The sequence below is a fragment of the Sinosporangium siamense genome (assembly GCF_016863435.1).
GTDB lineage: Bacteria > Actinomycetota > Actinomycetes > Streptosporangiales > Streptosporangiaceae > Sinosporangium > Sinosporangium siamense.
Genome location: NZ_BOOW01000056.1, coordinates 21,928 through 44,330 on the forward strand (window position 1 = coordinate 21,928; position 22,403 = coordinate 44,330).

At 69.9% G+C, this 22,403-nt stretch carries 26 protein-coding genes, 2 tRNA genes and 1 pseudogene; 16 read left to right on the forward strand and 13 right to left on the reverse strand.

The annotated features are described in order from the left end of the window. Positions 1-24 precede the first annotated feature (24 nt). Positions 25-939 carry an ABC transporter ATP-binding protein gene (locus Ssi02_RS36350; protein ID WP_204032686.1) on the reverse strand — a complete coding sequence of 305 codons (915 nt, stop codon included), beginning with the start codon at positions 937-939 and terminating at the stop codon, positions 25-27. Between the two features lie 332 nt (positions 940-1,271). Between Ssi02_RS36350 and Ssi02_RS39150 the strand changes: the two are divergent. Next, a pseudogene (locus tag Ssi02_RS39150) lies at positions 1,272-1,641 on the forward strand (LuxR C-terminal-related transcriptional regulator); the annotation flags it as partial. A gap of 42 nt (positions 1,642-1,683) precedes the next feature. Here the strand turns inward: Ssi02_RS39150 and Ssi02_RS36360 are convergent. The 4 genes from Ssi02_RS36360 to Ssi02_RS36375 all read right to left on the reverse strand — a co-directional run bounded on the left by Ssi02_RS36360 (position 1,684) and on the right by Ssi02_RS36375 (position 4,714). Then, positions 1,684-2,184, reverse strand: a complete 501-nt coding sequence (locus tag Ssi02_RS36360) for a DUF1269 domain-containing protein (protein ID WP_204032688.1) — start codon at positions 2,182-2,184, stop codon at positions 1,684-1,686. Positions 2,185-2,251: 67 nt separating this feature from the next. Continuing rightward, the gene (locus Ssi02_RS36365; RefSeq protein ID WP_204032691.1) at positions 2,252-3,199 is read right to left on the reverse strand and encodes a hypothetical protein; all 948 of its coding nucleotides are present in this window, start codon (positions 3,197-3,199) and stop codon (positions 2,252-2,254) included. Between the two features lie 208 nt (positions 3,200-3,407). Next, positions 3,408-4,106: a peptidyl-tRNA hydrolase gene (locus Ssi02_RS36370; RefSeq protein ID WP_204032693.1), complete on the reverse strand. Its 699-nt coding sequence runs from the start codon at positions 4,104-4,106 to the stop codon at positions 3,408-3,410. Positions 4,107-4,141: 35 nt separating this feature from the next. Further along, positions 4,142-4,714, reverse strand: a complete 573-nt coding sequence (locus tag Ssi02_RS36375; RefSeq protein ID WP_204032697.1) for a TetR/AcrR family transcriptional regulator — start codon at positions 4,712-4,714, stop codon at positions 4,142-4,144. A 70-nt stretch (positions 4,715-4,784) separates the two neighbouring features. Between Ssi02_RS36375 and Ssi02_RS36380 the strand changes: the two genes are divergently transcribed. The 4 genes from Ssi02_RS36380 to Ssi02_RS36395 all read left to right on the forward strand — a co-directional run bounded on the left by Ssi02_RS36380 (position 4,785) and on the right by Ssi02_RS36395 (position 8,344). Beyond that, a complete protein-coding gene (locus Ssi02_RS36380; RefSeq protein WP_204032698.1) occupies positions 4,785-6,287 on the forward strand; it encodes an MFS transporter in 1,503 nt (500 codons plus the stop codon). A 10-nt stretch (positions 6,288-6,297) separates the two neighbouring features. Then, positions 6,298-6,669: a hypothetical protein gene (locus Ssi02_RS36385; RefSeq protein ID WP_239130330.1), complete on the forward strand. Its 372-nt coding sequence runs from the start codon at positions 6,298-6,300 to the stop codon at positions 6,667-6,669. Next, positions 6,666-7,055, forward strand: coding sequence for a hypothetical protein (locus Ssi02_RS36390; protein ID WP_204032699.1), 390 nt, complete (start codon positions 6,666-6,668; stop codon positions 7,053-7,055). Before Ssi02_RS36385 ends, Ssi02_RS36390 begins: the two co-directional genes overlap by 4 nt. Positions 7,056-7,135: 80 nt before the next feature. Beyond that, a complete protein-coding gene (locus Ssi02_RS36395) occupies positions 7,136-8,344 on the forward strand; it encodes a CynX/NimT family MFS transporter (protein WP_239130333.1) in 1,209 nt (402 codons plus the stop codon). 48 nt (positions 8,345-8,392) lie between these two features. On the opposite strand, the gene Ssi02_RS36400 is transcribed toward Ssi02_RS36395, so the two are convergent. After that, positions 8,393-8,770 carry a hypothetical protein gene (locus tag Ssi02_RS36400; RefSeq protein ID WP_204032701.1) on the reverse strand — a complete coding sequence of 126 codons (378 nt, stop codon included), beginning with the start codon at positions 8,768-8,770 and terminating at the stop codon, positions 8,393-8,395. A 69-nt stretch (positions 8,771-8,839) separates the two neighbouring features. Further along, entirely contained in the window at positions 8,840-10,153 is a 1,314-nt protein-coding gene (locus Ssi02_RS36405; RefSeq protein ID WP_204032703.1) for a hypothetical protein, read from the reverse strand. Positions 10,154-10,231: 78 nt separating this feature from the next. Here Ssi02_RS36405 and Ssi02_RS36410 point away from each other — a divergent pair. Beyond that, positions 10,232-10,304: transfer RNA gene (locus tag Ssi02_RS36410), tRNA-Ala, on the forward strand. Positions 10,305-10,369: 65 nt separating this feature from the next. Here Ssi02_RS36410 and Ssi02_RS36415 read toward each other — a convergent pair. Then, on the reverse strand, positions 10,370-10,816 hold the full coding sequence (locus tag Ssi02_RS36415) for a hypothetical protein (RefSeq protein ID WP_204032705.1): 447 nt from the start codon (positions 10,814-10,816) through the stop codon (positions 10,370-10,372). A gap of 6 nt (positions 10,817-10,822) precedes the next feature. On the opposite strand from Ssi02_RS36415, the gene Ssi02_RS36420 reads away from it, so the two are divergent. Both Ssi02_RS36420 and Ssi02_RS36425 read left to right on the forward strand, forming a co-directional pair. Further along, entirely contained in the window at positions 10,823-11,059 is a 237-nt protein-coding gene (locus Ssi02_RS36420; RefSeq protein WP_204032707.1) for a MerR family transcriptional regulator, read from the forward strand. A gap of 24 nt (positions 11,060-11,083) precedes the next feature. Then, positions 11,084-11,650: a TIGR03086 family metal-binding protein gene (locus Ssi02_RS36425; protein ID WP_204032709.1), complete on the forward strand. Its 567-nt coding sequence runs from the start codon at positions 11,084-11,086 to the stop codon at positions 11,648-11,650. A 143-nt stretch (positions 11,651-11,793) separates the two neighbouring features. Here the strand turns inward: Ssi02_RS36425 and Ssi02_RS36430 are convergent, their stop codons facing one another. Beyond that, positions 11,794-12,339, reverse strand: a complete 546-nt coding sequence (locus Ssi02_RS36430; RefSeq protein ID WP_204032711.1) for an EF-hand domain-containing protein — start codon at positions 12,337-12,339, stop codon at positions 11,794-11,796. Next, on the reverse strand, positions 12,336-13,043 hold the full coding sequence (locus tag Ssi02_RS36435) for a tRNA-dependent cyclodipeptide synthase (RefSeq protein ID WP_204032713.1): 708 nt from the start codon (positions 13,041-13,043) through the stop codon (positions 12,336-12,338). Before Ssi02_RS36435 ends, Ssi02_RS36430 begins: the two co-directional genes overlap by 4 nt. A gap of 106 nt (positions 13,044-13,149) precedes the next feature. Between Ssi02_RS36435 and Ssi02_RS36440 the strand changes: the two genes are divergently transcribed. Beyond that, positions 13,150-13,222 (forward strand) — tRNA-Ala (locus Ssi02_RS36440). A 193-nt stretch (positions 13,223-13,415) separates the two neighbouring features. Beyond that, positions 13,416-13,751 carry a divalent-cation tolerance protein CutA gene (gene cutA, locus Ssi02_RS36445; protein ID WP_204032715.1) on the forward strand — a complete coding sequence of 112 codons (336 nt, stop codon included), beginning with the start codon at positions 13,416-13,418 and terminating at the stop codon, positions 13,749-13,751. On the opposite strand, the gene Ssi02_RS36450 is transcribed toward cutA, so the two are convergent. Continuing rightward, the gene (locus Ssi02_RS36450) at positions 13,681-14,220 is read right to left on the reverse strand and encodes a hypothetical protein (RefSeq protein ID WP_204032717.1); all 540 of its coding nucleotides are present in this window, start codon (positions 14,218-14,220) and stop codon (positions 13,681-13,683) included. The two genes, cutA and Ssi02_RS36450, sit on opposite strands and share 71 nt — an antisense overlap. 106 nt (positions 14,221-14,326) lie before the next feature. Between Ssi02_RS36450 and Ssi02_RS36455 the strand changes: the two genes are divergently transcribed. Next, positions 14,327-15,043 carry a hypothetical protein gene (locus tag Ssi02_RS36455; protein WP_204032719.1) on the forward strand — a complete coding sequence of 239 codons (717 nt, stop codon included), beginning with the start codon at positions 14,327-14,329 and terminating at the stop codon, positions 15,041-15,043. Here the strand turns inward: Ssi02_RS36455 and Ssi02_RS36460 are convergent. Further along, the gene (locus tag Ssi02_RS36460) at positions 15,040-15,378 is read right to left on the reverse strand and encodes a hypothetical protein (RefSeq protein WP_204032722.1); all 339 of its coding nucleotides are present in this window, start codon (positions 15,376-15,378) and stop codon (positions 15,040-15,042) included. The two genes, Ssi02_RS36455 and Ssi02_RS36460, sit on opposite strands and share 4 nt — an antisense overlap. A 341-nt stretch (positions 15,379-15,719) precedes the next feature. Here Ssi02_RS36460 and Ssi02_RS36465 point away from each other — a divergent pair, with 341 nt between their 5' ends. The 3 genes from Ssi02_RS36465 (at position 15,720) to Ssi02_RS36475 (ending at position 18,933) form a co-directional block, all read left to right on the forward strand. Further along, a complete protein-coding gene (locus Ssi02_RS36465) occupies positions 15,720-16,397 on the forward strand; it encodes a response regulator transcription factor (RefSeq protein ID WP_204032724.1) in 678 nt (225 codons plus the stop codon). After that, positions 16,394-17,722: a sensor histidine kinase gene (locus Ssi02_RS36470; protein WP_204032727.1), complete on the forward strand. Its 1,329-nt coding sequence runs from the start codon at positions 16,394-16,396 to the stop codon at positions 17,720-17,722. Before Ssi02_RS36465 ends, Ssi02_RS36470 begins: the two co-directional genes overlap by 4 nt. Before the next feature lie 137 nt (positions 17,723-17,859). Beyond that, the gene (locus Ssi02_RS36475) at positions 17,860-18,933 is read left to right on the forward strand and encodes a lytic polysaccharide monooxygenase auxiliary activity family 9 protein (protein WP_204032729.1); all 1,074 of its coding nucleotides are present in this window, start codon (positions 17,860-17,862) and stop codon (positions 18,931-18,933) included. On the opposite strand, the gene Ssi02_RS36480 is transcribed toward Ssi02_RS36475, so the two are convergent. Beyond that, complete coding sequence (locus Ssi02_RS36480; RefSeq protein WP_204032732.1) at positions 18,923-19,333, reverse strand: hypothetical protein; 411 nt, start codon at positions 19,331-19,333, stop codon at positions 18,923-18,925. The genes Ssi02_RS36475 and Ssi02_RS36480 overlap by 11 nt on opposite strands. Positions 19,334-19,653: 320 nt before the next feature. On the opposite strand from Ssi02_RS36480, the gene Ssi02_RS36485 reads away from it, so the two are divergent. Both Ssi02_RS36485 and Ssi02_RS36490 read left to right on the forward strand, forming a co-directional pair. Then, positions 19,654-20,910 (forward strand): DUF4407 domain-containing protein, encoded by a 1,257-nt coding sequence (locus tag Ssi02_RS36485; protein WP_204032734.1) that lies wholly within the window; start codon positions 19,654-19,656, stop codon positions 20,908-20,910. Further along, positions 20,889-22,403 carry a hypothetical protein gene (locus tag Ssi02_RS36490; RefSeq protein WP_204032737.1) on the forward strand — a complete coding sequence of 505 codons (1,515 nt, stop codon included), beginning with the start codon at positions 20,889-20,891 and terminating at the stop codon, positions 22,401-22,403. Before Ssi02_RS36485 ends, Ssi02_RS36490 begins: the two co-directional genes overlap by 22 nt.

Below are 22,403 nucleotides of genomic sequence, written 5' to 3' on the forward strand. Positions count from 1 at the left end.
CTCTCTGCTGCGGGGGTCGGATGCCTAGTGGGGATCGAGGCGTTTGCCGGTCAGCTGGACGAACGCGTCCTCCAGGCTGGCCTGCTCGACGCGCAGGCGATGGGCCACGATCTGGTTGCGGGCGAGTACGGCGGTGACGGCGTTGAGCGCGTTGTCGTTGCCGGTGACGACGACCAGCTCGCCCCGGCGGGTGACGCTGGAGACGTCGGACAGGCTCGTCAGCAGCCGGTCGTCCAACGGCGCGGACGGCCGGAACTGGATCCGCTGCTCGATGCGGGCCCGTTCGGTCAGGCCGGCCGGGGTGTCCACCGTGACGACGCGGCCGGCGTCGATCAGAGCCAGCCGGTCACACAGCCGCTCGGCCTCCTCCATGAAGTGGGTGACCAGCAGGATCGTCACCCCACGGGAGCGCACGCCCTCGATCAGGTCCCAGGTGTCGCGCCTGGCCTGCGGGTCGAGGCCGGTGGTGAGCTCGTCGAGGATCGCCACCTTGGGGTTGCCGACGAGCGCCAGCGCGATCGAAAGGCGCTGCTTCTGGCCGCCGGACAGCTTGGCGTACCTGGTCTTCGCCTTGTCCGCCAGGCCGAGGCCGTGCATCAGCGCGCGCCAGTCGGCCGGCTGGGGATAGAAGGAGCTGTAAAGCTCCAGGGCCTCGGCGACCTGCAGCCGCTCGGGGAGCTGGCCGGCCTGCAACTGGACGCCGAGCCGCCGGGTCAGCTCGGCCCGATCCCGGAGGGGGTCGAGCCCGAGCACCGTGATCTCGCCCCGGTCGGGCGTGCGGAGGCCCTCGATGCACTCCACGGTCGTGGTCTTGCCTGCCCCGTTCGGGCCGAGAATCCCGAAGATCTCACCCTCCTGAACGGTGAGCGAGACATCGTCGACCGCGACCTTGTCCTCATAGCGTTTGTGGAGGTTGCGTACCTCGATCACTGGTGGCATGCGGGCGTCCTTCCGTGCTCGGCCCATCGGCGATTGACTGCGTTCAGCCTGCTATGACCAGCACTTCTTCCAACACCGACCAGGAGACGGGACCTGATTGCCGAACGGCTGGGGTGTCGACTCAACCGATCGGCGGATCGCCATCCGCCTGCCCGTCCCTCTCGCCCCGTCGACCCTCAGGGCTCCTACTAAAGAGACATCCGCTGTATCGGTCGAACGATGTGAACGCGGCCCCCCTCCTCCAGGGTGGTTGCCATGCCACAAACAGTTACGAACCACCAGTTCAGCCGAATATTCACAACCCCTGCGCTGGTGCACCGCGACGCCTCCACCTGGATGACTATGTCTACGGCGCGTTAGGCGCCAAGGCGGCCGGGTTCCTGCTGAAGGACACCGCGCCCCGCGACCTCATCGCCGCCGTCCGCGCTGTGGCCGAGGGCAGTGCGATGCTCTTCCCCACGGTGACCAGGCGCGTGATCGACACCTTCGCCGGGCGCGAGTCCCCCCGGCACCGCCGCCGCCCGCGAGCGCCTCGCCGCCCTCACCGGCCGCGAGCGAGAGGTCGCCGGCGCCGTCGCCCGCGGCCTGTCCAACGCCGAGATCGCCCGCGAGCTGGACATGAGCGAAACCACCGTCAAGGCGCACGTCAGCCGTGCCCTGGCCAAACTCGGCCTGAGCAACCGCGTGCAGGTCGCCCTGCTCATCCGCCGCCGGCTGACCAGGCACTCCCCGGGCGGCGACGGGTCAGCCTGTGCCCGCCCTCGCGGCCTGGAGGGCTTCCTTGAGGTGGTGTTCGGCCTCATTGCTGAGGCTTGTCTTGATGAGGCGTCCGCCGTACGGAGCGACGGCCTCGATCACCTTGTCCCGGGTGCCGCCCATGATGAGGACGAACAGGGCCGCCGCCCCGGGATGGAGCTCTTTGCCCAGCTCGCGCATGAACTTGTCGTCGATGCCTACGTCGGTCATGGCTCCGGCCGCCGCGCCGGTGGCTGCGCCGACCGCCATGCCGATGAGCGGCATGAAGAGCAGGAGACCGATGAGGCCACCCCAGAGGGCACCGCCCGCGGCGCCGATGCCGACGGTGCTGCGCGACTGATGGAGTTTGATCTTCCCGTCGGTGGTCCGCTCGGCGAGCGCCATGTCGGCGATCTCGATGAGGTGCTCCTTCTGGAGCTCGGCGAGCTTGTCGCGCACTCGTTCCGCGGCGGGAACGCTGTCGTAGGCGACGGCGAATAGGTTGGCCATGAAATCCCCCGATTTTCACGTACCAGAAACATCACGGTATTCCTCCCCATAGGGGAGGTGCCCAACCTCAGCCGCGCGCCCGGACCGAGGAGACCACCGTGTTGATGTGGCGCCAGCGCTTGCGCTGGGAGTCGGGGATCGTCACGAACACCAGCGCCGGCTTGGCCTTCTTGGTCTTCACGAGGAGCACTGCGGCCATCGAGGACCGCTTCTTGCCCTTCACCTTGTACTTGACGCGGTAGACCAGCAGCCAGCCCTTCTTCTTGAAGGACTGCGAGGCGACCCATGTGATCTTGCCGCCCTTGGGGTGCCGCTTCAGGCTCCAGCGTGCGGCGAGCAGGGCCGTGTCACGCGGTTTGGCCTGGACGGCCACCGGCACCGGCAGGCTCACCAGCATCGCGCCGCGCACCTTGCGCTGCACCTGCCGGGTCGCGTACGGCTTGGCCCGGGTGACCCTCCACGGCTTGCCGAGCCGGGGCAGCACGACGGCCGAGCGCTTGTCGGTCAGCCGCTTCTTCACCCGCATCGGCTTGCCCGGCGGCTTCTTGAGCTTCAGCGTGCGTTTCGGCAGCTTGGGGATGCGCTTGTCGGCCAGCGCGACCTTGAGCGCCTTGCTCGCGGGCCTGGCGGCGGCCGGCATCGAGGGGCTGGGGCTGCCGGAGGGGACCGGAACGGCGGGCACGGCGGCGGGGGGTGAGGCGGGCACGGGCGGAGTGGCGGCCGGGGGCTGCCCCGGCGGGACCGCTCCAGCGGGCGGCGAGGCCCCCGCGAGATGAGAGGGAGCCGCGGTCTGCTCGGGGACCGCCCCACCCGACCGGTCGCGCACGGTGAACACGACCACCGCGACGGTGACCACGGCGACCGCGACCACGACGACGGCGATCTTGTAGATCACGCGCATCGGCAGGTCGCCGACCTGCGAAAGGAGGGATCGGCGGCGGGGTGGGGCGGGCGGTGGAGGAGGCGGCTCCTCGACGGTGATTTTGGGGATCGGCGCGGTTTCCGCCTCCGCCATCACATGTGTCGGTATCCGGCCCGTCTCGCGAGCCTCTCGCGTCCCACCCACCCCATCGAGCACGTTCGGGAGCGTACGACAAATCACACGGTTGCGTCGGGTTTCACAGTCACACTTCGGGAACAGGTGGGTTCATATTGGCCCGCTCCAAAAGCCTGTGACGTGGTGATTCTTACCAAAGCTCCGGACCGGCGGTCAGGCCCGGCGCTCAGGTGCGCCGCATCGGTCCCGCCGCCGACGCACGCCCCCGTTCGCCAAACCAGGGCATATCCGCCACAACCGTTCGGGATCCCGGCTCGACCTCCGTATAACCGGCGTCACGCACCACAGGCCGGTCCTCCGCCGCCAGCTCCTCCCAGCGCTCCTTCGACGCCACGCGTACGGCACAGCGCAGCCCGGCCGCCCGCCACACCTCGCGGTCGTCCTCGCCGGTCGCCCACCACGCGAGCTGAGCCGCGTGCCCTACCTGGGCCATGGCCTTGCCCGCCGACATCTCCAGCGCGGGGTTGAGCCACAGCACCACCAGGCCGTCGCCGGGCGGTCCCGGCGGCTCGGCGTCCTCCAGCTCGGTGCCCTTCACCTGAAGCCTCGACAACTCCTTCGGCCAGCCGTCCAGCGGGACAGGCGGGTGCACCCGGACCTCGGCGCCGTCCACCTCGACCGTGATGCCGGGCAGATCGAGCACTTTGCGCCACTCGGCGCCTCTGGCCCGGCGCACGACCTTCCTGATGCCCCTGTGCTCCCACGCCGCCACGGCCTCGGCCCACTCCCCCGACGCGCTCCGGGGATCGTTGAGCAGGGTGAGCACGGCGAGCGCGGCCGCCTCCAGGGCCGCCGTGCGCCCGGGGGGCGCGGCCCGCTCGATGCGCACCACCAGCGGCAGCACCCTGCGCTCTGAGTCTTCCATGCCTTCAGCATGCCGCACGCCGGCCGCCGGGGGGCTCACCCGTGAGCGCCCGCCAGAACCCGCAGGGCGGCCGAGACCCGCGCCGCGGAGGGCAACGAGCCGGGGGCGAGCAGGGACTGCAGGACGAACCCGGCGATCATGGAGTGCACGGTGGCGCCGACGCTCCCGGCGGCCTCCTCGTCGACCTCCTCGGGCCGGACACCGAGCACCATCGCGGCCAGCGTACGGCGCCCCCGCGCGTATGCCTCCGCGAGGGGCTCCCGTAGAGCGTCCTCGAACTGCGCCTGCGCATATGCCTGCACGCTCGCCGCCATCAGCTCGCGGTCCCGCTCGACGGCGGCGAACAGACCGTCGAGGAACACCTCCAGCCGCTGCTCGGGGGTGACGGCGTCGGCCGCGTCGACGGCCGCCTCGATCTTGTCGCCCCACTCCTCGACCGCCGCGAGGACCGCGGTGTTCATCAGGTTGTCCTTGGACCCGAAGTGATAGCCGATGGAGGCCAGGTGCGCTCCCGAGACGGCGGCGATGTCGCGGGCGGTGGTGCGGGAGTAGCCCTTGTCGATCAAGCACTTCTTCGCGCCGGCCAGGAGGTCCTCACGTTGGCTCATGTCCGGCAGTGTAGCTGTGTGTACGCACGTACGTTTTGACAATTATTTTGACGTACGTACGATCGAAGCCATGTCTACAACGTCTCCCTCCCCGGCCCGGGCCCGGTGGGCTCTCGCCGTACTCCTGTTGCCGGCGCTGCTCACGTCCATGGACCTGTCGGTGCTCTTCGTGGCAGGCCCGGCGATCGCCGAAGCCCTCGACCCCACCGGCGCTCAATGGCTCTGGATCATGGACATCTACGGATTCGTCATGGCGAGCCTGCTCATCACCATGGGCTCCCTCGGCGACCGCATCGGCCGCAAGAGGCTGCTCCTGATCGGAGCGGCGCTCTTCGGCGCCGCCTCGGCGGTGATCGCCTTCGCGCCCACCCCCGAGACGCTCATCGCCGCCCGCGCGGCGCTCGGGCTCGGCGGGGCGACACTCGCGCCCTCCACCCTCTCCCTGATCCGCGACCTGTTCGCCGACGAGAGGCGGCGGCTGCGGGCCATCGGCCTCTGGACGATCGCCTTCACCGGCGGCGCCGTCGCCGGTCCCATCGTCGGCGGACTGCTGCTCGAACGCTTCTGGTGGGGGACCGTCTTCCTGATCAACGTGCCGGTCATGGTGCTTCTCCTGACGGCGGCGCCGTTTCTGATCCCCGAGTCCAGGAACCCGTCACATGCCCGGTTCGACCTGACCGGCGCGGCGGCGTCCCTGGTGACCGTCCTCGCCCTCGTCTACGCCATGAAGCACACCGCCGAGCACGGGCCCGACTTCGCCGCCGCCCTTTCGGCCGCGATCGGGCTGGCGTCCGCCGCGGGCTTCGCCGTACGGCAGAAGCACGCGGAACACCCGCTCATCGATGCCGGCCTGTTCCGCAGCCGTGCCTTCGGCGCGGCGGTCGCGGCCAACACGATCGCGGCGCTGGCGGCCGCCGGACTGGGGCTGCTCGCCTTCACCTATATGCAAGCCGTCCACGGGCTGAGCCCGCTGCAGGCGGCGCTTGCCGCGCTGCCGACGTTCGCCGGCACCATGGCGGGGGCCACCGCGGCGGGCGCGCTGAGCGGCCGGTTCGCCCAGGGGCCGCTGCTGGTGAGCGGGTTGCTCGTCTCCGCCGCCGGGTTCGGCGTCATCGCGTTGACCGCCGCCGGCGGCGGCCTGGGGGTGTTCATCGGTGGATATACCGTGCTCACCCTGGGGATCGGCGTCACCGGGACCATCGCGAACTCCCTCATCCTGAACACCGCGTCCGCCGAACGCGCGGGTGCGGCCTCCGGGATCTCCGAGACCGGCGCCGAACTCGGCGCGGCCCTCGGCATCGCCACCCTCGGCACGGTCGCGACTGCCGTCTACCGGAACACCATGGCGGCGGAGGATGTCGCCCCCGCGGCCAGGGAAAGCATGGCGGGCGCCCTGTCCCTCGGCCCCGGGCCGCACCTCGCAGCCGCCGCCGAAGCGTTCGGCGCCGGGCTCTCGGCGACGGCGCTGGCCGGTGCGGCGGGGCTGGTGGTGACGTCGGTGCTCGTCGCCGTCGCCGTGCGCTCCCGGCATCGGGCACCGGCCACCCGCCGGGGCGCCGGTTTCTGGCGGTAGCCTGACGCGCGTGCTCAACCTCAACGTCCTGCCGGCCATTGTTGTGATCGCGGGGTCGCTGATCCTGGCGTTCGTCAGTCTGATCAACACCGTCCGCGACCGTGCGATGGGCATGTTCGTCCTCGTCGGCCTGGGGGTGGTCGAGGTCGCCATCCTCGTCCTGGCCGCCGTCATCACGGTCGGCATGATCAACGGCGAGGGGCCCGCCGACCGGGTGACCCTGATCGGCTACCTCCTGACCATCGTGATCGTCCCGCTGGGGGCCGCCTTCCTCGGCCTGGCCGAGCGCAGCAGGTGGGGTTCCGGAGTGATCGTGGTCGGTGCGTTCACGGTCGCGGCCATGAGCGGCCGGGTCGTGCAGCTCTGGCAGGGGACGGTGTGACCGAGGCGCGGCAGTCGATCGGCACCGGCCCGGGGCGGGTGCTCGTCGCGATCTACGGGGTCTTCGCACTGGCGGCGGGGGCGCGGGCCGGTGTGCAGATCGCCACCCGCTTCGCCGAGGCCCCGGTCGCCTATTCGTTGTCGGCGTTCGCGGCGGCGGTCTACATCGTGGCGACCGTGGCGCTGGCCAAGGGTGCCCGCCGTACGGCTCTTGTGGCGTGCGGCATTGAGATGGCCGGGGTGCTCGTGATCGGGGCGGTGAGCCTGCTCTTCCCGGCATCCTTCCCCGATCAGACGGTCTGGTCGGAGTTCGGGCGTGGTTATGTCTTCATCCCGCTCGTTCTGCCGGCCGTCGGGCTCTACTGGCTAGTGCGTTCTTCCCGTTAGGGGGAATACCAGAGGTTTAGGGTGAATTGCTATGGTGGTCGGGTTTAAACATCCTATGACTCGATGACTGGAGGCCCGGGTTGACCACGACCACAATGCCGCGGGAAACCGTGAGCCGCACGGGGTCACCCGGCTGGCTGGTCGTCCTTGGCATCGTCCTGGCCGCCCTGAACCTCCGCACCGCGGTCACCAGCATCGGCCCTGTCCTCGACCGCATCGGCGGCGACCTCGCCATGTCCGGCTCGATGCTCGGTCTGCTGACCACGCTGCCCGTGCTCAGCTTCGCCGCCTTCGGCGTCCTCACCCCGGCCCTCGGCCGCAGGTTCGGCCAGCACACGCTCTTCCTGATCGCCTTGATCGCCATGGGCGCCGGCCTGCTGGTCCGCGCAGCCGCCGGCTCCGCCTGGCTGTTCCTGACCGCGAGCGTGGTCGCCCTGGCCGGAAGCGCCGTCGGCAACGTGCTGGCCCCCACGCTGATCAAGCAGCATTACCCGCTCCGCCCCGGGGCGATGATGACGGTCTACTCGACCGCCCTCGCCGTCGGCACGATGATCGGCGCCGCCTTCACGGTGCCGATCCAGGACGCCTTCGGCGGCAACTGGCGCGTCGGCGTCGGCACCTGGGCGGCGCTCGCGTTCATCTCCGCGATCCCGTGGCTCGCGCTGCTCCGCGAGGACCGCAACGGGCAATACGGCGGAGCCACCGTCGCCCTCGGATCGCTGCTGCGCAACCGGCTCGCCTGGGCCGTGGCCGTCTACTTCGGCACCCAGTCCCTCATCGCCTACGTGCTGCTTCAGTGGTTGCCGCAGATCGTCATCGACCAGGGCTACAGCGCCGGCGAGGCCGGGGCGATGCTGGCCGTCTTCACCGGTCTCAGCATCCCCATCTCCCTGATCTTCCCGCCGCTCGCCGCGCGCCTGCGGGACCAGCGGGGCATCGTCGCCTTCTTCGTCACGCTCTATCTCATCGGCTTCCCCGGCCTGTGGTTCGCCCCCGGCGCCGCCTGGTTGTGGATCGTCGTCCTCGGCGTCGGCATGGGCGCCTTCCCTGTGGCCCTCACCCTGCTGGCGTTGCGTGCGCGCAGCGCGCAGGGCACCTCCGCCCTGTCGGCCTTCGCCCAGGGCATCGGCTACCTCATCGCCGGCATCGGCCCCCTCGCCGTCGGCGTACTAACGGACATCACCGGCGACTGGGACCTGACCTTCGTCCTTCTCCTGACCGCTCTCGCGGTCAACGCGTTCGCCGGCTACTTCGCCGGGCGGCGCGGTTTCCTCGAAGACCGGCGTTAGTACGGCTCGCGCTCCGGGGGCGGCGCGAGCCGTACTGACCGCCATGGGTCAGGCGAGCACCCGGTTGACCCGGCGCAGCCCGATGACCTGCATCTCGGCGACGGCTGCCACCAACAGCGCCTGCGCCACGATGAACACGACGCCGAACACGTTGGGGTCGATCCAGCCGGTGAACAGCAGCACCACGCTGTCGACCGCCCACAGGGCATTGAGGGCGACGATCGTCCAGACGGCGCCGCGGGGGTGCTGCGGCCTGGTCGCCACGAAACCGATGAACGCGCCGAGCGGCAGCAGGATGATGCCTGTCCACCGCACGAACGGGACGGGCAGCCCGAACAGGTCGGCGACCGGGCCCGCGGCCACGGCCAGCAGCACGCCGAAGACAGCGCACAGGAGGGCGTCGAACTTCAGAACTCGGGTGAGCATTGGTGTCTCCTCTCGACACCCTCATCCGATCCCGGCACCCACTGCCACCTGCAGACTTTTCACTGCCATTCACTGCCAATCCGCGCGTCGCAGGTCGTCGGCGACGAGTTTCGCGGCGGTTTTCTGCCAGTTGTAGAGCGTGCGCTCGGGAACCTGTGTCGTAAACCACTCGAAGGCCCGGCGGTCGGCACCCGCCAGCCCATGGTGTGTCGCCCCTCGCCGGTAGGGGCGCAACCCCGCCACGTAGGGGAAGTAGAGCACGTTGAAGTAGCGCCACTCCTCGGAGGTGCCGAACTCCCCCTCGCGCGGCCTCAGCCGGTTGATGCTCTCCAGCAGCACCGACTTCAACTCCGCCGCCCGATCGAGCGGCTGCCCCGCGCCGCGTTCCTTGACCCGCCGATCGATCAGCGGGAGGTTCACCAGAGGGCTGCTCGTCAGCTTCGCCAGATCACCGTAGGCGGCCAGGGCGCGGCGCGTCAGCCGTACGAACTCCTCGTCGTCCATCGGCACCCCCTCGGCCAGGCGCGGCAGCGCGGCGGCGGCGTCCCGCAGCTCCGCCCGCTCGCGGCGCAGGCCAGCGTCCTTGGGGAACGCCACGCGGTCCAGCAGCCTGTGCAGGGGGTCGGCCAGGGTGAGCACGGTCACCGCGGCCGCGATCACCCCGAACACCACCGGCGGCGGCGACGGCGACACGAGCACCTGACCGCCGAACACCACCACCGCGCCGAGCGCTCCCAGCAGCGACCTGAACATGTCCCGCCAGAGCGACTCGCCGGCCATAAAAGCGCTCGACATGGACATCGCCACACCGAGCATCACCACGTCGACCGCGAGCCCCGCCAGCACCAGCCACTCCGGAAGGCCGGTGGGCAACAGGAACAACGCCGCCCCAAGCGCCGCGAACAACGTCGCCACCACGGCCAGCCACCCGGCCGCGCCCCGCCGCGCCCGCATCAGCGGCACCACCACGGCGATCAGGGGAAGCACCAGCACGAGTGCGAGTACGGCATGAGCCGGATGCCAGCCCTCAAACAGCCCGCCGGTCGCCACCACCGCCGTGATCCCCGCCAGCCCCAGGGGAACCAGCCCAAAACGCCACAAACGCTCCAGCGGTCCCGCATCCGGGAGCAACCGCAGACATGCCCCCGTCCACAACAGCAGCGGCAACCCCACCAGCACCGACTCGACCCTGCCGAGCAGCACCTTGTCGAGCACCACGGCGTCCGCCGCCTGCCCCACCCTGAGCGTGTCCACCGCCAACGCCAGCGCGTATACCGCGATGCCCGCCCCGGCCAGCCGCGCCCCCGGCTGTCCGGCCCCCCTCAGCACGACATATAGCCCAAGCCACCAGGTCAGGCCGAACACAATCGCTGCGAAAACCACCTGACGAGCCTACGGCGTGCCCAACTCTGCCCATTACCCGTGTCCGCCGGGGTTCCGATACACTTACGGACGTCCCAAGGGGCTATGGCGCAGTTGGTAGCGCGCCTCCATGGCATGGAGGAGGTCTGGGGTTCGAATCCCCATAGCTCCACTTATTTTTACAGAGGCGGCGGTGTCCGATGACACCGCCGCTTTCGCATGTAGCGGCCGGCTGTCTTACGCTCGGCCGCCCAGGTCGATCCCCGCCTTGGCCACGTCTTCCAACGTCACCAGGTGGTGCATCTGCCGCACTCCCGGTGGCACGTCGCCCTGCAGGAGGCGTTGCACGGTTGCCGCCGTCATCGTCGCCGTGCCTCTCGACTGGCCGCGCCCGGTGGCCCAGCGGTGGGCGCCGCCCGCCGTGTGCACGGCCACGGTCCAGCCGTCGCCGCCCGGCAGCGGGGGCAGGAAGCGGTCCACGGCGCGCATCAGGGAGGCGCCACCCGGCACCCAGGTGAGGGCGGCCAAGGAGGCGGCGATGGAGTCGGAGTCGAAGCACAGGCGCGAGATCACGGGGACGCCGAGTTCGGCGGTGAGGGTGTGCTGCTCGGGGAAGTCCACCCGGTAGGCCCGGCGAGCGCCGGGCGCGAGCTGCGTGTCTCGGTGATCCTGCGCGGCAAACAAGCCGGCATGTCGCTCGAACAAATGAGCGAGATCATGCGGAACGGCGGCAACGGCGTCTCACGCCGGGAACTCCTGCTGCGGCACCGCGAGACGCTGGCCGAACGCATGCGTGAGCTACAGGAGTCCGTCCAGGTCATCGAGCATATTCTGGGCTGCCCGCAGGAGGACTTCATGCGTTGCGCGGAGTTCCGGATCCTCCTGGGCGACGACACCGAAGTTCCTCTTTCCCCATCCGTGGACTAGCGCGGCGGCACTACAATCGATCGTATGATCGAATTGCACGCGCTCATGTCCACCGCCTCTGGCCGCCTCTCCCGGCTGGTGCACGGCACCCGGCCCGGCCAGTTCGGCGATCCCACCCCCTGCGCCGACTATGACGTGCGCGCACTCATCAACCACGTCAACTACGTCTCCGTGTTGTTCGTGGGGCTGGCGAAGAAGCAGGACATGCCCGCCGACGGCGACTACCTCGGCGACGACTGGACCCCCGAGGTCCTCGACACCCGCATCGCCGCGCTGCTCGACGCCTGGAGCTCTCCCGCCGCCTACGAGGGCGTCAGCCCGGGGTTCGGCTTGCCGATGGATCACGTCGCCAAGATGGCGATCTTCGACATGGCCGTGCACGGCTGGGACCTCGCCCGGGCGACGGGCCAGGACTTCGCCGTGGACGACGAGGTGATCAAGGTGTCCGAGGAGCTCATCAAGGCGATGGCCCCGACCGGCCGCCAGATGGGCGTGTTCGGCGAGGAGAAGCCCGTGCCCGCGGACGCGACCCCCTTCGAGCGTGTCCTCGCCCTCAGCGGCCGCGACCCCGAGTGGCGCCCCTCGGCCTGACCTCCGAGTTCAGGCCGGCCTCACGCCGCCCATGCCCCCATGCCTGCCCTGCTTTCCGGTGGCCGGAAGCCGGGCGGCGGGGCCTGAACACCCGGCCATCCTGGCCGGTGACGGCCCTGCGGGTCATCGGTCCCGTGACCCGGTCAGGACTTACCGAGGATCGGCACGGCTGCCCGGTCGGGTTTGTAGTAGAAGTCGTACATCGCCTGGGCGAACTCGTCCTTCGACAAGCGGCCGTCCCGGTTGGCGTCGAGCATCTCGAACGCCTCACGTGCCAAAGGGCCCTCCACGTCGAAGGCCGCCCACAGGCGGAGATATTCCGGCCGGTTGAGCTTCTCGTCGCCGTCGGCGTCGAGCGCGTCCCACAACGCGTCGGTGATCGGCCACACCACCTGCGCCACGAAGGCCGTGCGGTCGAGGTGCGGGGAAAGCGCATGCCTGATGTATTCGTCCCGGCTGATGCGGCCGTCGCCGTCGAGGTCGATCACGCCGGCGGCGCTGTTCCACGAACGCTCATAAGCCTTGAGCACCATTTCGCGCTGCGGCGCGCCCAGCCCGAGGCGATCGCAGAGGGCCTCGGCCGCCACCGTCATGTCGCGACGGTCGAGATAGCCGTCGTGGTCCATGTCGCTGGTGTCGAAGGCCGAACCCGCGTTGCGCGCCAGCTGACCGGCGTAAGGAGAACTCATCGTCCACCCCCTTGACGGTTATGGTTGCGGTGCGTGAGATGTGATGTCAAATGAGTGACTAAGAACCCCTGCTCAGGGGCGGGGGAGATCGGTAAGACCCCGGAGTACAACTGATCGACGAGCGGCATCACCCGCGGATAGCAGAACAGCGACGACCCGACGCCGAGGATCGACGGCGAGTCGACCACGAGAGGCAACTCCGCGAAGAGGAACGGCAGCGCCGCCTCCCGCCGCCACCGCTCCAGCCCCGCCTCGCCCACCACGGCCCCCACCGCGCAGACGCAGTGCTCACGGAAGCCGGCGTCGCTCGTGTACAGCGACTCCACACGTGCCCGCAGCGCGAGGTAGGCCGCGTCGCCCGCCAGGTCGCCCCACGACAAGACCGGCACCTCCCCAGGCGCGACGCCGAGGACCGCGAGCGCCCGCCCCACCCGGTTGCGCGTGTTGCCCGCCGCCGCCCGCGCCTTCGCCGGCGCCCTGCCCGGCTCGCAGCCTTTCGCCACCAGGGTGCCCGCCAGCTCCGCGGGCCCCGGCACAAGCACACCGACCTTGCCGAACGTGCGCACAGCCCACCTCAGCAGCCCCGTCACGACTTGCTGGCTGAAGTAGCCGTTCAAGGCGCTGACGCCGATCAACACGTGCTCTCGCCGGGTGTAGATCTCCGAGCACCGCCCGCTCAACGGCCGGACCGCGACAGTGTCCATGTTCCTGAAAAATACCAAGCACCTCGCCAAACGTAGCCGAGTGAACGCGGAACGTATTGACGGCTACGAGCAGTCTCGCGCTCCTATATGCTTAATCACGTCTCAAGGGGCTATGGCGCAGCTGGTAGCGCGCCTCCATGGCATGGAGGAGGTCTGGGGTTCGAATCCCCATAGCTCCACTCGAGGCAAGGGCGACGAGGGTCGGCGGAAAACCGCTGATCGGCGTCGCCTTCGTCATTGTTTCGATGGGAACTGCCTCGGTGGGAACTGCATTGATGGGAACTCCATCGATGGGCACCTCATCGATAAGAACCTCACCGGCAGGAATTCCCCGGCGGGAAACCGGTGGGTCACACGGGAGGGGTTGCCGCCATGGCGGTCTACGTGCAGGTGCAGACCACGGTGGAGAGCGCCGAGGAGGGCGCGGCCCTGGCCCGGAGCATCACCGAGGCGCGCCTGGCCGCCTGCGTGCAGATCAGCGGCCCCATCACCTCCGTCTACTGGTGGCAGGGCGAGATCGAGGAGGCCGAGGAGCGGCAGCTCTTCATCAAGACCACCGCCGACCGCCTCACCGCCCTGGAAGAGCACATCAAGGCGCGGCACGGCTACGACACCCCGGAGATCATCGTCGTCCCGATCATCGCCGGAAGCGCCGACTACCTGCGGTGGGTCGCCGAGGAGACGCGGCATCCCGAGGTCGCGCCCTAGCCGCCGTCCTTACTCCGTGAAGTCCTGGCATGTGAGACTCCACGTCGTCCGCCCTGACCCAGTCGACGATTCGCACCACATTGACGCCGGGCATGGCGTCGGCGGTGCAGACCCACTGGCCGAGCGCCGCCCCGGTCGGCCGCTTCTCCAAGGTGAGGACCATGGCGTCGCCTTCGGGCTCCACCTCGATCCCGTAGCCGGAGCCGTCGATGGCAGTGGTGATGCCGTCCGCCGCCTCGGCGGCGGTTGGGCCGTCGACCAACTGCATCAGCGCATAACCATTCGCTGGCATGAGCGGAGCAGTCCTGGTGACCCGGACAAGTTTCCCCTTCTTCACGAAATACACCGCGTTGGTCGTGGTGGAGGCTCGCGCGATGGGCGCGTCACCCGCGGGAGTGATGCCCGTCGGCTGGATGCCGCACCCCACCGCCGTCACGGCGAGGAGCAGAACGGCGGCGAGTCGTCTCACTGTTCTCCTTCCTGCTGCTCCAAGGGGAGCCACACGGTGAACACCGCTCCCCCCTCGGGGACGTTGGCGGCGGTGACCGTAGGCATCGCGGCCGGACGAGCAGCGCGTGGGCAACTACGCGTACGGGCGCTACCTGTCCTGCGTGGCGATCGCCTGGGCTCTCGCGGGCCTCGCCGTACTCGCGCGCCGCGGGAGGAGGACGATCGCCGCCGGCGCGGGCGGGGCCCTCGCGCTGCTCGCCGGGACCGGGGCCGTGGCGGCGCTCTATGCGGGGGATCGGCTGCGGCGCTACAACTTCATCGCCTTCGACTTCCCGGAGACGTCGTTCCTCACCGGGCGCTACGACGCGCTCGACATGGCGGGCGCGTCGGCGGCGGCGGCCGGTCTGCTGCTCTGCTTCGTGCTCGCCGCCGGTGCGTTAGCGCACCTGCACCGGCTGCGCGTCACGCTGGTGGCCGCGGCCGTCATGGCGGTGAACGTGCTGTTCACCGTGGTCGTCGCGCAGCAGAGCTCCGTCCCTTCTGGCGGCGGGGGCATCCCTCCGCTCCAGCGGGGCGGTGTGGCCCTGGACCGCGAGGTGGACTGGACCGTGCGCCTGTGGATGACATATCGCATCCCGTGGACGCGGATCGAGAGGTTCGACGCCGGCGGCGCCGCGGTCCCGCCGGGCACGTGCACGGTGGTCGTCCCCTTGCCTGAGGGAGTCCGGCCCGCAGACACCTGGCAGGCGCGGCCGGAGGGATGGGCTCCGGTCGGAAGCGGCGGACCGCCCCGCGGGTGGGTCGCGTGGAGCGCTCCCTCATGTCTCAAGGGGGACGGCTAACGCTCCTCCCACTTCTGGATGAGTGGGCTGTAGCCGTGCCAGGTGCAATAGATGATCGAACCCTTGCGCGTCGAGTCGAGCAGGTCGACGCGGATGTAATACGGCTGCCAGGTGACCTCCGACTGGTAACCCGGGTTGGTCTGCGCGACCACGAACTTGCAGACATTGTCCGCGATGTCGAAGGTCACCGAACCGCCCTTGGCCTTGACGTTCTCGATCTTGCCGCCCGCCACCTGCGGCGCGGGGCCCTCCGACGTGGAGCCTCGCGGGGTGGGTGACGTCTCGGGGGTCGGCGACGACCGCGCGGGGGCCTCGATCGCGCGGTCGAGGGCCACGGCGGGAGCGGTCGGCTTCCGCTCGGGGCTCCCTACGCGCCCGGTCTGGCCCGACCGCTCGGAAGGCGACGGCCGGGGGGACTTGGATGGTTTAGGAGATGGGATACGTTCGGGAGTAGGTTCGGAGGCGCCCGGGCTGGGCGAGGCGTCTGCCATAGCGGATTCCATATAGACGTCGTCGTGCGGCCCGTCGTTAAGGACATCCCTAACGCCAAACCACGCTACGGAAACCGCTAGTGCGGTTGCCCCACACCAGATCGCGCCATAACCCAGCGTTCTCCGCATGCTTGAATTATGGAGTATTGCCCCTGAAGTCGCTCCCGTTACTACCGTTATGTCCTATGGCGACGGTGCTCGTGGTGGAGGACGATGACTTCGTCCGCTCAGCCATGATCCAAGAACTCAAGCGGCGGCATCACGCGGTGCGAAGCGCGGGATGCGCCCTCGACGCGCTGCGGGAGATCTCCCAGCAGCCCCCAGACGCGGTCATCCTCGACCTCGGCCTCCCCGACCTGGACGGGGCCGAGGCGCTGAAGATGGTCAGAGGCATCTCCGACGTACCGGTGATCATCGCGACAGCCCGTGACGACGAGGCGGAAATCGTGCGGCTCCTGCAGGCGGGAGCCGACGACTACCTGGTCAAACCCTTCTCAGGAGATCATTTGAACGCCCGCCTGGAAGCCGTCTTGCGGCGGTCGCGGGCTGTGGCTCCCCCACGCGTGCTTCGCGTGGGAGGGCTCAACCTGGACATGGACCGCAGGGAGGCCCAACTGGACGGTGCCCCCCTCGCTTTGACCCGGCGCGAGTTCGACCTGCTCGCCTACCTGGCGAACCGGGCCGACCGCGTCGTGTCCAAACGCGAACTGCTGGCCGAGGTGTGGCGGCAGTCGTACGGCGACGACCAGACCATCGATGTGCACCTGTCCTGGCTAAGGCGCAAACTCGGAGAAAGCGCCTCGGCTCCGCGATATCTGCACACCGTGCGCGGTGTCGGAGTCATGCTCGCGACGCCCCGGTGAGGCGCACCCTGGCCCTGCTGGCGGTCGCGAGCACCTCCATGGTGACACTCGCCTTCCTGATCCCGCTGGCCCTGGTCGTCAAGGAGACCGCCTACGACCGCGCGACCGGCGACGCGCAACGACAGGCATCGGCGCTGGTCCCGGTGCTGGTCATCACGTGGGAGCACGACAAGCTCATGCTGGCGATCAGACAGACCGACCTCGGCGCGCAGGACCGCATCGCGGTGCACCTGGGCAACGGCACCAAGGTCGGCAACGCCCGCGCTCCCCAGGCGGAGGTGGACAAGGCCTTCGCCCGAGCACGCTCGGACGACTGGGTCACCAAGGACGACTACTACCTGCTCAGGCCGGTGACCTTCGACCGGGACCGCATGGCGGTCATCGAGGTGCGCATGCAGGCGTCGGAGCTCAGCCGGGGCGTGGCCCCCTCGTGGGCGGTGCTCACCGGGGTGGCCTCCGTACTCGTGCTCGGGTCGGTCTTCGTCGGCGACCGGCTGGGCGCGCGGCTCGTGCTCGCCACCCAGCGGCTCGGCGAGGCGGCCACCCGCCTCGGCAAGGGCGACCTCAGCGTCCGCATCCAGCCGGCCGGTCCGCACGAGCTCGTGAAGGTGGGCGCGGCCTTCAACCGGATGGCCGACCGGGTCAACCAGTTGTTGTCGGCCGAACGCGAGATGGCGGCCGACCTCTCCCACCGGCTGCGCACGCCGCTCACGGCGCTGCGGCTCACGCTCGACCACCTCGGCCCCGGTGCCGAGCCGAGCAAGGCCGCGCTCGGCCGCCTGGAGCACGAGGTGGACGCGATCATCTCGGCGGCGCGTCAGCCGTCGCGGACGGTCGGGTTCGCCCACTGCGACGCGGCCGAGGTGTTGCGCACGCGCGTCGCCTTCTGGTCGGCGCTCGCCGAGGACCAGCACCGGGCGTGGGAGCTGATCGGGGCGTCCGAGCCGGTGCCTGCGCCGGTCGCCGCGACCGAGCTCAGCGCCGTGATCGACGCGCTGCTCGGCAACGTGTTTCGGCACACCCCCGAGGGGTCGGCCTTCACCGTCACCCTGCATCAGGGGTCGGGGATGGTCGGCATCCTCGTGGCGGACGCGGGCCACGGCATCCCCGACCCGGAGATCGCGCTTGAGCGCGGCGCGAGCGGCTCGGGCTCCACGGGGCTCGGGCTGGACATCGCGCGGCGGCTCGCCGAGTCGACCGGCGGATCACTGCGCATCCGCACCTCGTCGTGGGGCGGAGCGCAGATCCAGCTCTGGCTGCGCACGGCCGAGCAACCGCAGTCTCCGCCGAACGAACGCAGGCTCGTACGGCGGAAGCGGGCTTGACCTGTGCGTTCACACCGAGCCGCACCCGCGGCGCGCCCTCCACCGAAGTGGATCAAGATTGAAAGGGCGCATAAAGAGAGATTAAGTGCGACTAAAGCAGGCGATTCCCCGTCTCGCAGCCCGCCAGAGTATGCGCCATGGGAATCGCCTCTACTACCCGTCGTAAGGCCCTTGCCACCGCCGTCGTCGCCGCACCCTCACTGCTGGCGCTGACGTTGGTGCCGGGCTCGGCGTATGCCCACGGCACAATGAGCAACCCGCCAAGCAGGACGTGGGTCTGTTTCAACGAAGGTCCGGAGAACCCGAAGACCGCAGCGTGCAAACAAGCCGTCGCGATCGGCGGCACGCAGCCGCTGTACGACTGGCACGAGGTCAACATCGGGGACGCCAACGGACGCCATAGACAGCTCATCCCCGACGGCAAGCTGTGCAGCGCCGGACGTGACAAGTATCGCGGCTTCGACCAGGCCCGAGCCGACTGGCCGACGGCGGCGCTGCCGTCGACCGGGCAGCACACGTTCAACTACCGCGCCACGGCTCCCCATCGGGGAACCATCGAGCTGTACGTCACCAAGGACGGCTACGACGCCACCAAGCCACTGAAGTGGTCCGACCTGGAGGCGCAGCCGTTCCACCGTGCGACCAACCCGACGCTCGTGAGCGGTGCGTATCAGATGAACGCCAAGCTCCCGAGCAAGAGGGGACGCCACCTCATCTACTCCATCTGGCAGCGGAGCGACAGCCCCGAGGCTTTCTACACCTGCTCTGACGTCGTCTTCGGGGGCGGCGGCGGCACCGACCCGACACCGACCCCGACGCCCACGGGGTCCCCCACGGCCTCGCCCACGGCCTCCCCCACGGGGTCGCCCACGGCATCGCCCACGGCCTCCCCGACCGGGTCGCCGACCCCGACCCCGACTCCCACGCCCACCGACCCGCCCGGCGGCGGGCATGGCGACATCAACGCCGGCGTCGGTGTGCGGCCCGCGATCGTGCGCACCGGAGAGTCCGTCGCGGTCAGCGCGCTGTGCGGCGGCAGTTCGGTCAAGAGCATCTCCTCACGCGCCTTCAACCCGCAGCGCGTGAACTCCCCCAACCCGGCCTCGAACTGGTATCCGACGTTCAAGGCCGCCCGCCAGGGCAAGCACACCGTCAGCGTCTTCTGCGCCAACGGCGGCAGCGCCCGCACCGTGCTCACCGTCACCAGGTGAGCACCCCATGAGCTGAGAGGGCCGGGCGTCCGAGTCGCCTGGTCCTCTCGCCCTTTCCGGCACCCGGCATGTCCGCCAGGCTCCGCCGTACCTCCCGAGGGTGCGCGGAGGCGATGACCGCCGGAGACGGCCTCAACGAGGCGGCCGACTCCGCGGGGCGCGCACAGGCGGCCGAGTGCCGCGTCGATCGGCAGCCGCTCCTCCCCCACGGGAGTGCGGAGGCCGGCTCGGCCCGGCCGGTCACCTGGCCGGGCCGGGCGGCGAGCGCCCGGAGCACCGCCATGGAGGCGGCGCCGAGCGGATGCACGACCCCCTCGACGAGTACGGCGTGGCCGTGCGGTTCGAGAATCACACCCCCGGCCCGGACACGTGTAGCGCGGCGGGGCAGCTCGTCGGCCACGGCCTTGGCGAGAGCCGCGAGCCGCGACCGGCCGGGGGTGAGCGGGGTATGGCGAGGAGCCGCACCTCTGAGCTATAGGAATAGCCCAAAACCCGGCAATTCGCCCAGCTGTAAATAACTGCCCCCCAGCTGAATACTTCTTCCCGCGCCAATGCCCCAGACCACCGCCCTCATTCTTCGCGCCATCCCTATAAAGCTGGAAGAATGCTTTTCAAGCACTAGATGTAGCACGGACGGGGCTGGGGGGAACGGTGGGCGCAGACGACGTACAAGCGAGTCCGCCACTGAGCCGAAAAAGCGGACCAATAGCAAGATTCTTCGTGTTTTCCAGCGGCGCGGACGCCGCGATCCTCGATCAATGCCCGACTGTGGAACGCACGCGATATGCCGGACTGGGCGGCCTCGTGCTGACCACGGCGATCATGGCGGGTATCGCCATGACGGTGGCCTTGACCCTCGCCTTCCGCGCACCACTGGCGGTCGCGGTGGGGGCGGGCGCGTTGTGGTGCTTAATCATCTTCAATCTCGACCGATGGCTGGTCTCCGGCTATCGCCCGCAGACATCCAGACGCGGAAAGATCATGGCCGTCGGGCCGCGCATTCTGCTTTCCGTGGTGCTGGGACTCACCATCTCAGAACCGCTCGTGCTGCTCATTTTCGAGCCGGAAATCCGCGCAGAAGCCGTCGAGAACCGGGTCTCCGCGCAGAACGCCGCGGACGAGCGTATCGCCGGCAACACCGGCGCACAGCGCATCGAGGCCCTCAGAAAAGAGATCACGGATATCCGCGCGCAGAACACCGGCACCAATCCGGCCGGCGAGCTCGGAAAACTCATCCAGGAGCGCGACGAGGTCCAGAGGAACTGGCAGAGCAACGAAAAGGCACTGGCCGAGGCCAGGAACAAGGCTTTCGGCGAGGGAAACGGCACCGCGGGCAGCGGCGTGCCCGGCGCGGGGCCGAGATATGAGGAGCTCCGGGACGACGTCGCCACGCTCGATAGGAAGGCGGCCGATCTGAAGGCCGAGGAGGCGGGACTCGACCGGAGGATCGAGAGGGCGCGGCAGGCCGAGGAGACCCGCGTCAAGGAGCGGGAGGACGAGATCAGACGGCTCAGCGCCGCCCAGAACTCCCGGGCCGCCGAGCAGGCCGAGGCCATCGGGCGCAGCGACGGGCTCGTGGCCCGCATCAACGCGCTGTTCACCCTGGGTGAGAAGCACACGGCGGTCTTCCTCGCCCACATCGTGCTCGCCCTGCTGATCCTCCTCATCGACCTGCTGCCGATCACCGGGAAGATCCTCATGAGCAGCGGCGGCAGGAGCTCCTACGACAACCTCCTCGCCGCCAGGGAGATCGAGATCGCCGAAGGCGCGGCCCTGCGTGTCCTTGAGGCCCGCGAGCGGACCACCCTGGCCACGATGAGGGCGGGCGAACGCAAGCGGGCCGCCCGCGACATCGCCCGCATTCACATGGCCGACGAACGCTACGAGCAGGAGCAGAGATCACGCCGGCGCCGCCGTTCCCTGGACGAGCGGGTGCCGTTCCAGGAGACGGGCGAGTGGAACGGACTGACACCGTGACCGGCCCCGTGAACGGCACGCAGAGATCGGCCCGCCGCTTCGAGAAGGGTCCGGCCGACCGGCTGATCCACCTTGTCGACCTGCCGAGCCGCATCCTGGTCGTGGAGGAGGGGCACCGGGTCGCCGTCCGGCACAACGGCAGGATCCTGCCCCGGCTCCTGCGCCCGGGGGTGCACATGCCGCTGTTCGGGCTGCCGCTCCTCGGCAACCTGGAGGTGGTGGTCTTCAGCGACCGCAAAGCCCGCCAGGCGGGCAGGGTCGCCAAGGTCCGCCTCCAGGACGAGGCCTTCGCCGACTTCTCCTACGTCGCCTGGGTGCGCCTCGACGCCTTCACCGACGAGGAGGTCCTCGACTGGTTGCGGGAGTTCGAGACGACCGACCTGTCGGACACCCGGCTGCTGAGCCGTGAGCTCGACTTCCGGGTGCGCCGGTCGTTGTCCCGCCTCACGGTGGCGCAGCTCCGGCACCGGGACTTCGACCTTCCGGCCCACCTGGAGCGGGATCTCACCGGGACCCGCGGCGGCTTTCTGGAGATCGTCGCGATCGAGCAGGCCGCGGCGGTGGGGAACGTCACCGCGCTGGAGGACGACCTCGCCACCCGGCACCGGGTGCAGGACGACCTCTACCGGCGGGCCGAGCGGCTGGCCGGCGCCGTCGGCGACCTGCGGCCGGCCACCGGCGACGACCTCCAGCTCGCCCTGGTCGACGGCCGCCTTGAATGGGCCGACCGGGAACTCGGCGAACTCGCGAGGCTGTGCCGTACACACGGTCTGACCGACCCCCGCACTTCGGCGGCGCTCGCGCGGTGCGCGGCGACCGTCGTCGGCGCCGCGCTGCTGCTGCGCCCCGGCGACGCCGGGCACCGGCGTCGCTCACAGGAGATGATCATGTCCTCGCGCGCCTGGGAGGTGCTGCTGCGCGTCCGCCCCACCGTGGGCGCGGCGGTCACTGAGGCCCTGCGCGACGACGACCCCGAGGCGGCGCTCCCCCTCCTCGGCGCGGTCTTTGGCCCACTCCGCACGACGGGCGACCCCGCCCCGAGCCGCCCCTGGGAGATCCCCTCCCACCTGGTCAGATCCCCGGCGGCGCAGCGGGCGGCGGCGGAGCTGACGGCGCCTGTGGCGGGATGCTGGGTCGGCGCCTCCCCCATGCCAGGGGAGGAGATGCTCTTCCTCGTCGCCCCCGACCCGGGCGCCGTACTGAAGGAGCTCAACGGCGACCACCTCGACCTCGTCGAACGGGCGGGGGCCGACCGGCTCCTCGTCCTCCCCCTGGAGGCCGGCCACACGTCCTGTCTGCCCGCGTGGTTCTATGCGATCGTCGGCCACATGCCCGGCCGCGTGACCGCCGCGGCCGCGGCCGACGGCACCGTGCTGCTCGGCGTCTCACCTGAGATCCGCGCCCGGGACGTGCCGAGAACCGCCGTCGCCGCCTTCGCCGGCGCCCTGTGCGGCCTCACCGGCGCTCCCGGGGTGGCCTTCGTCTCCACCTGA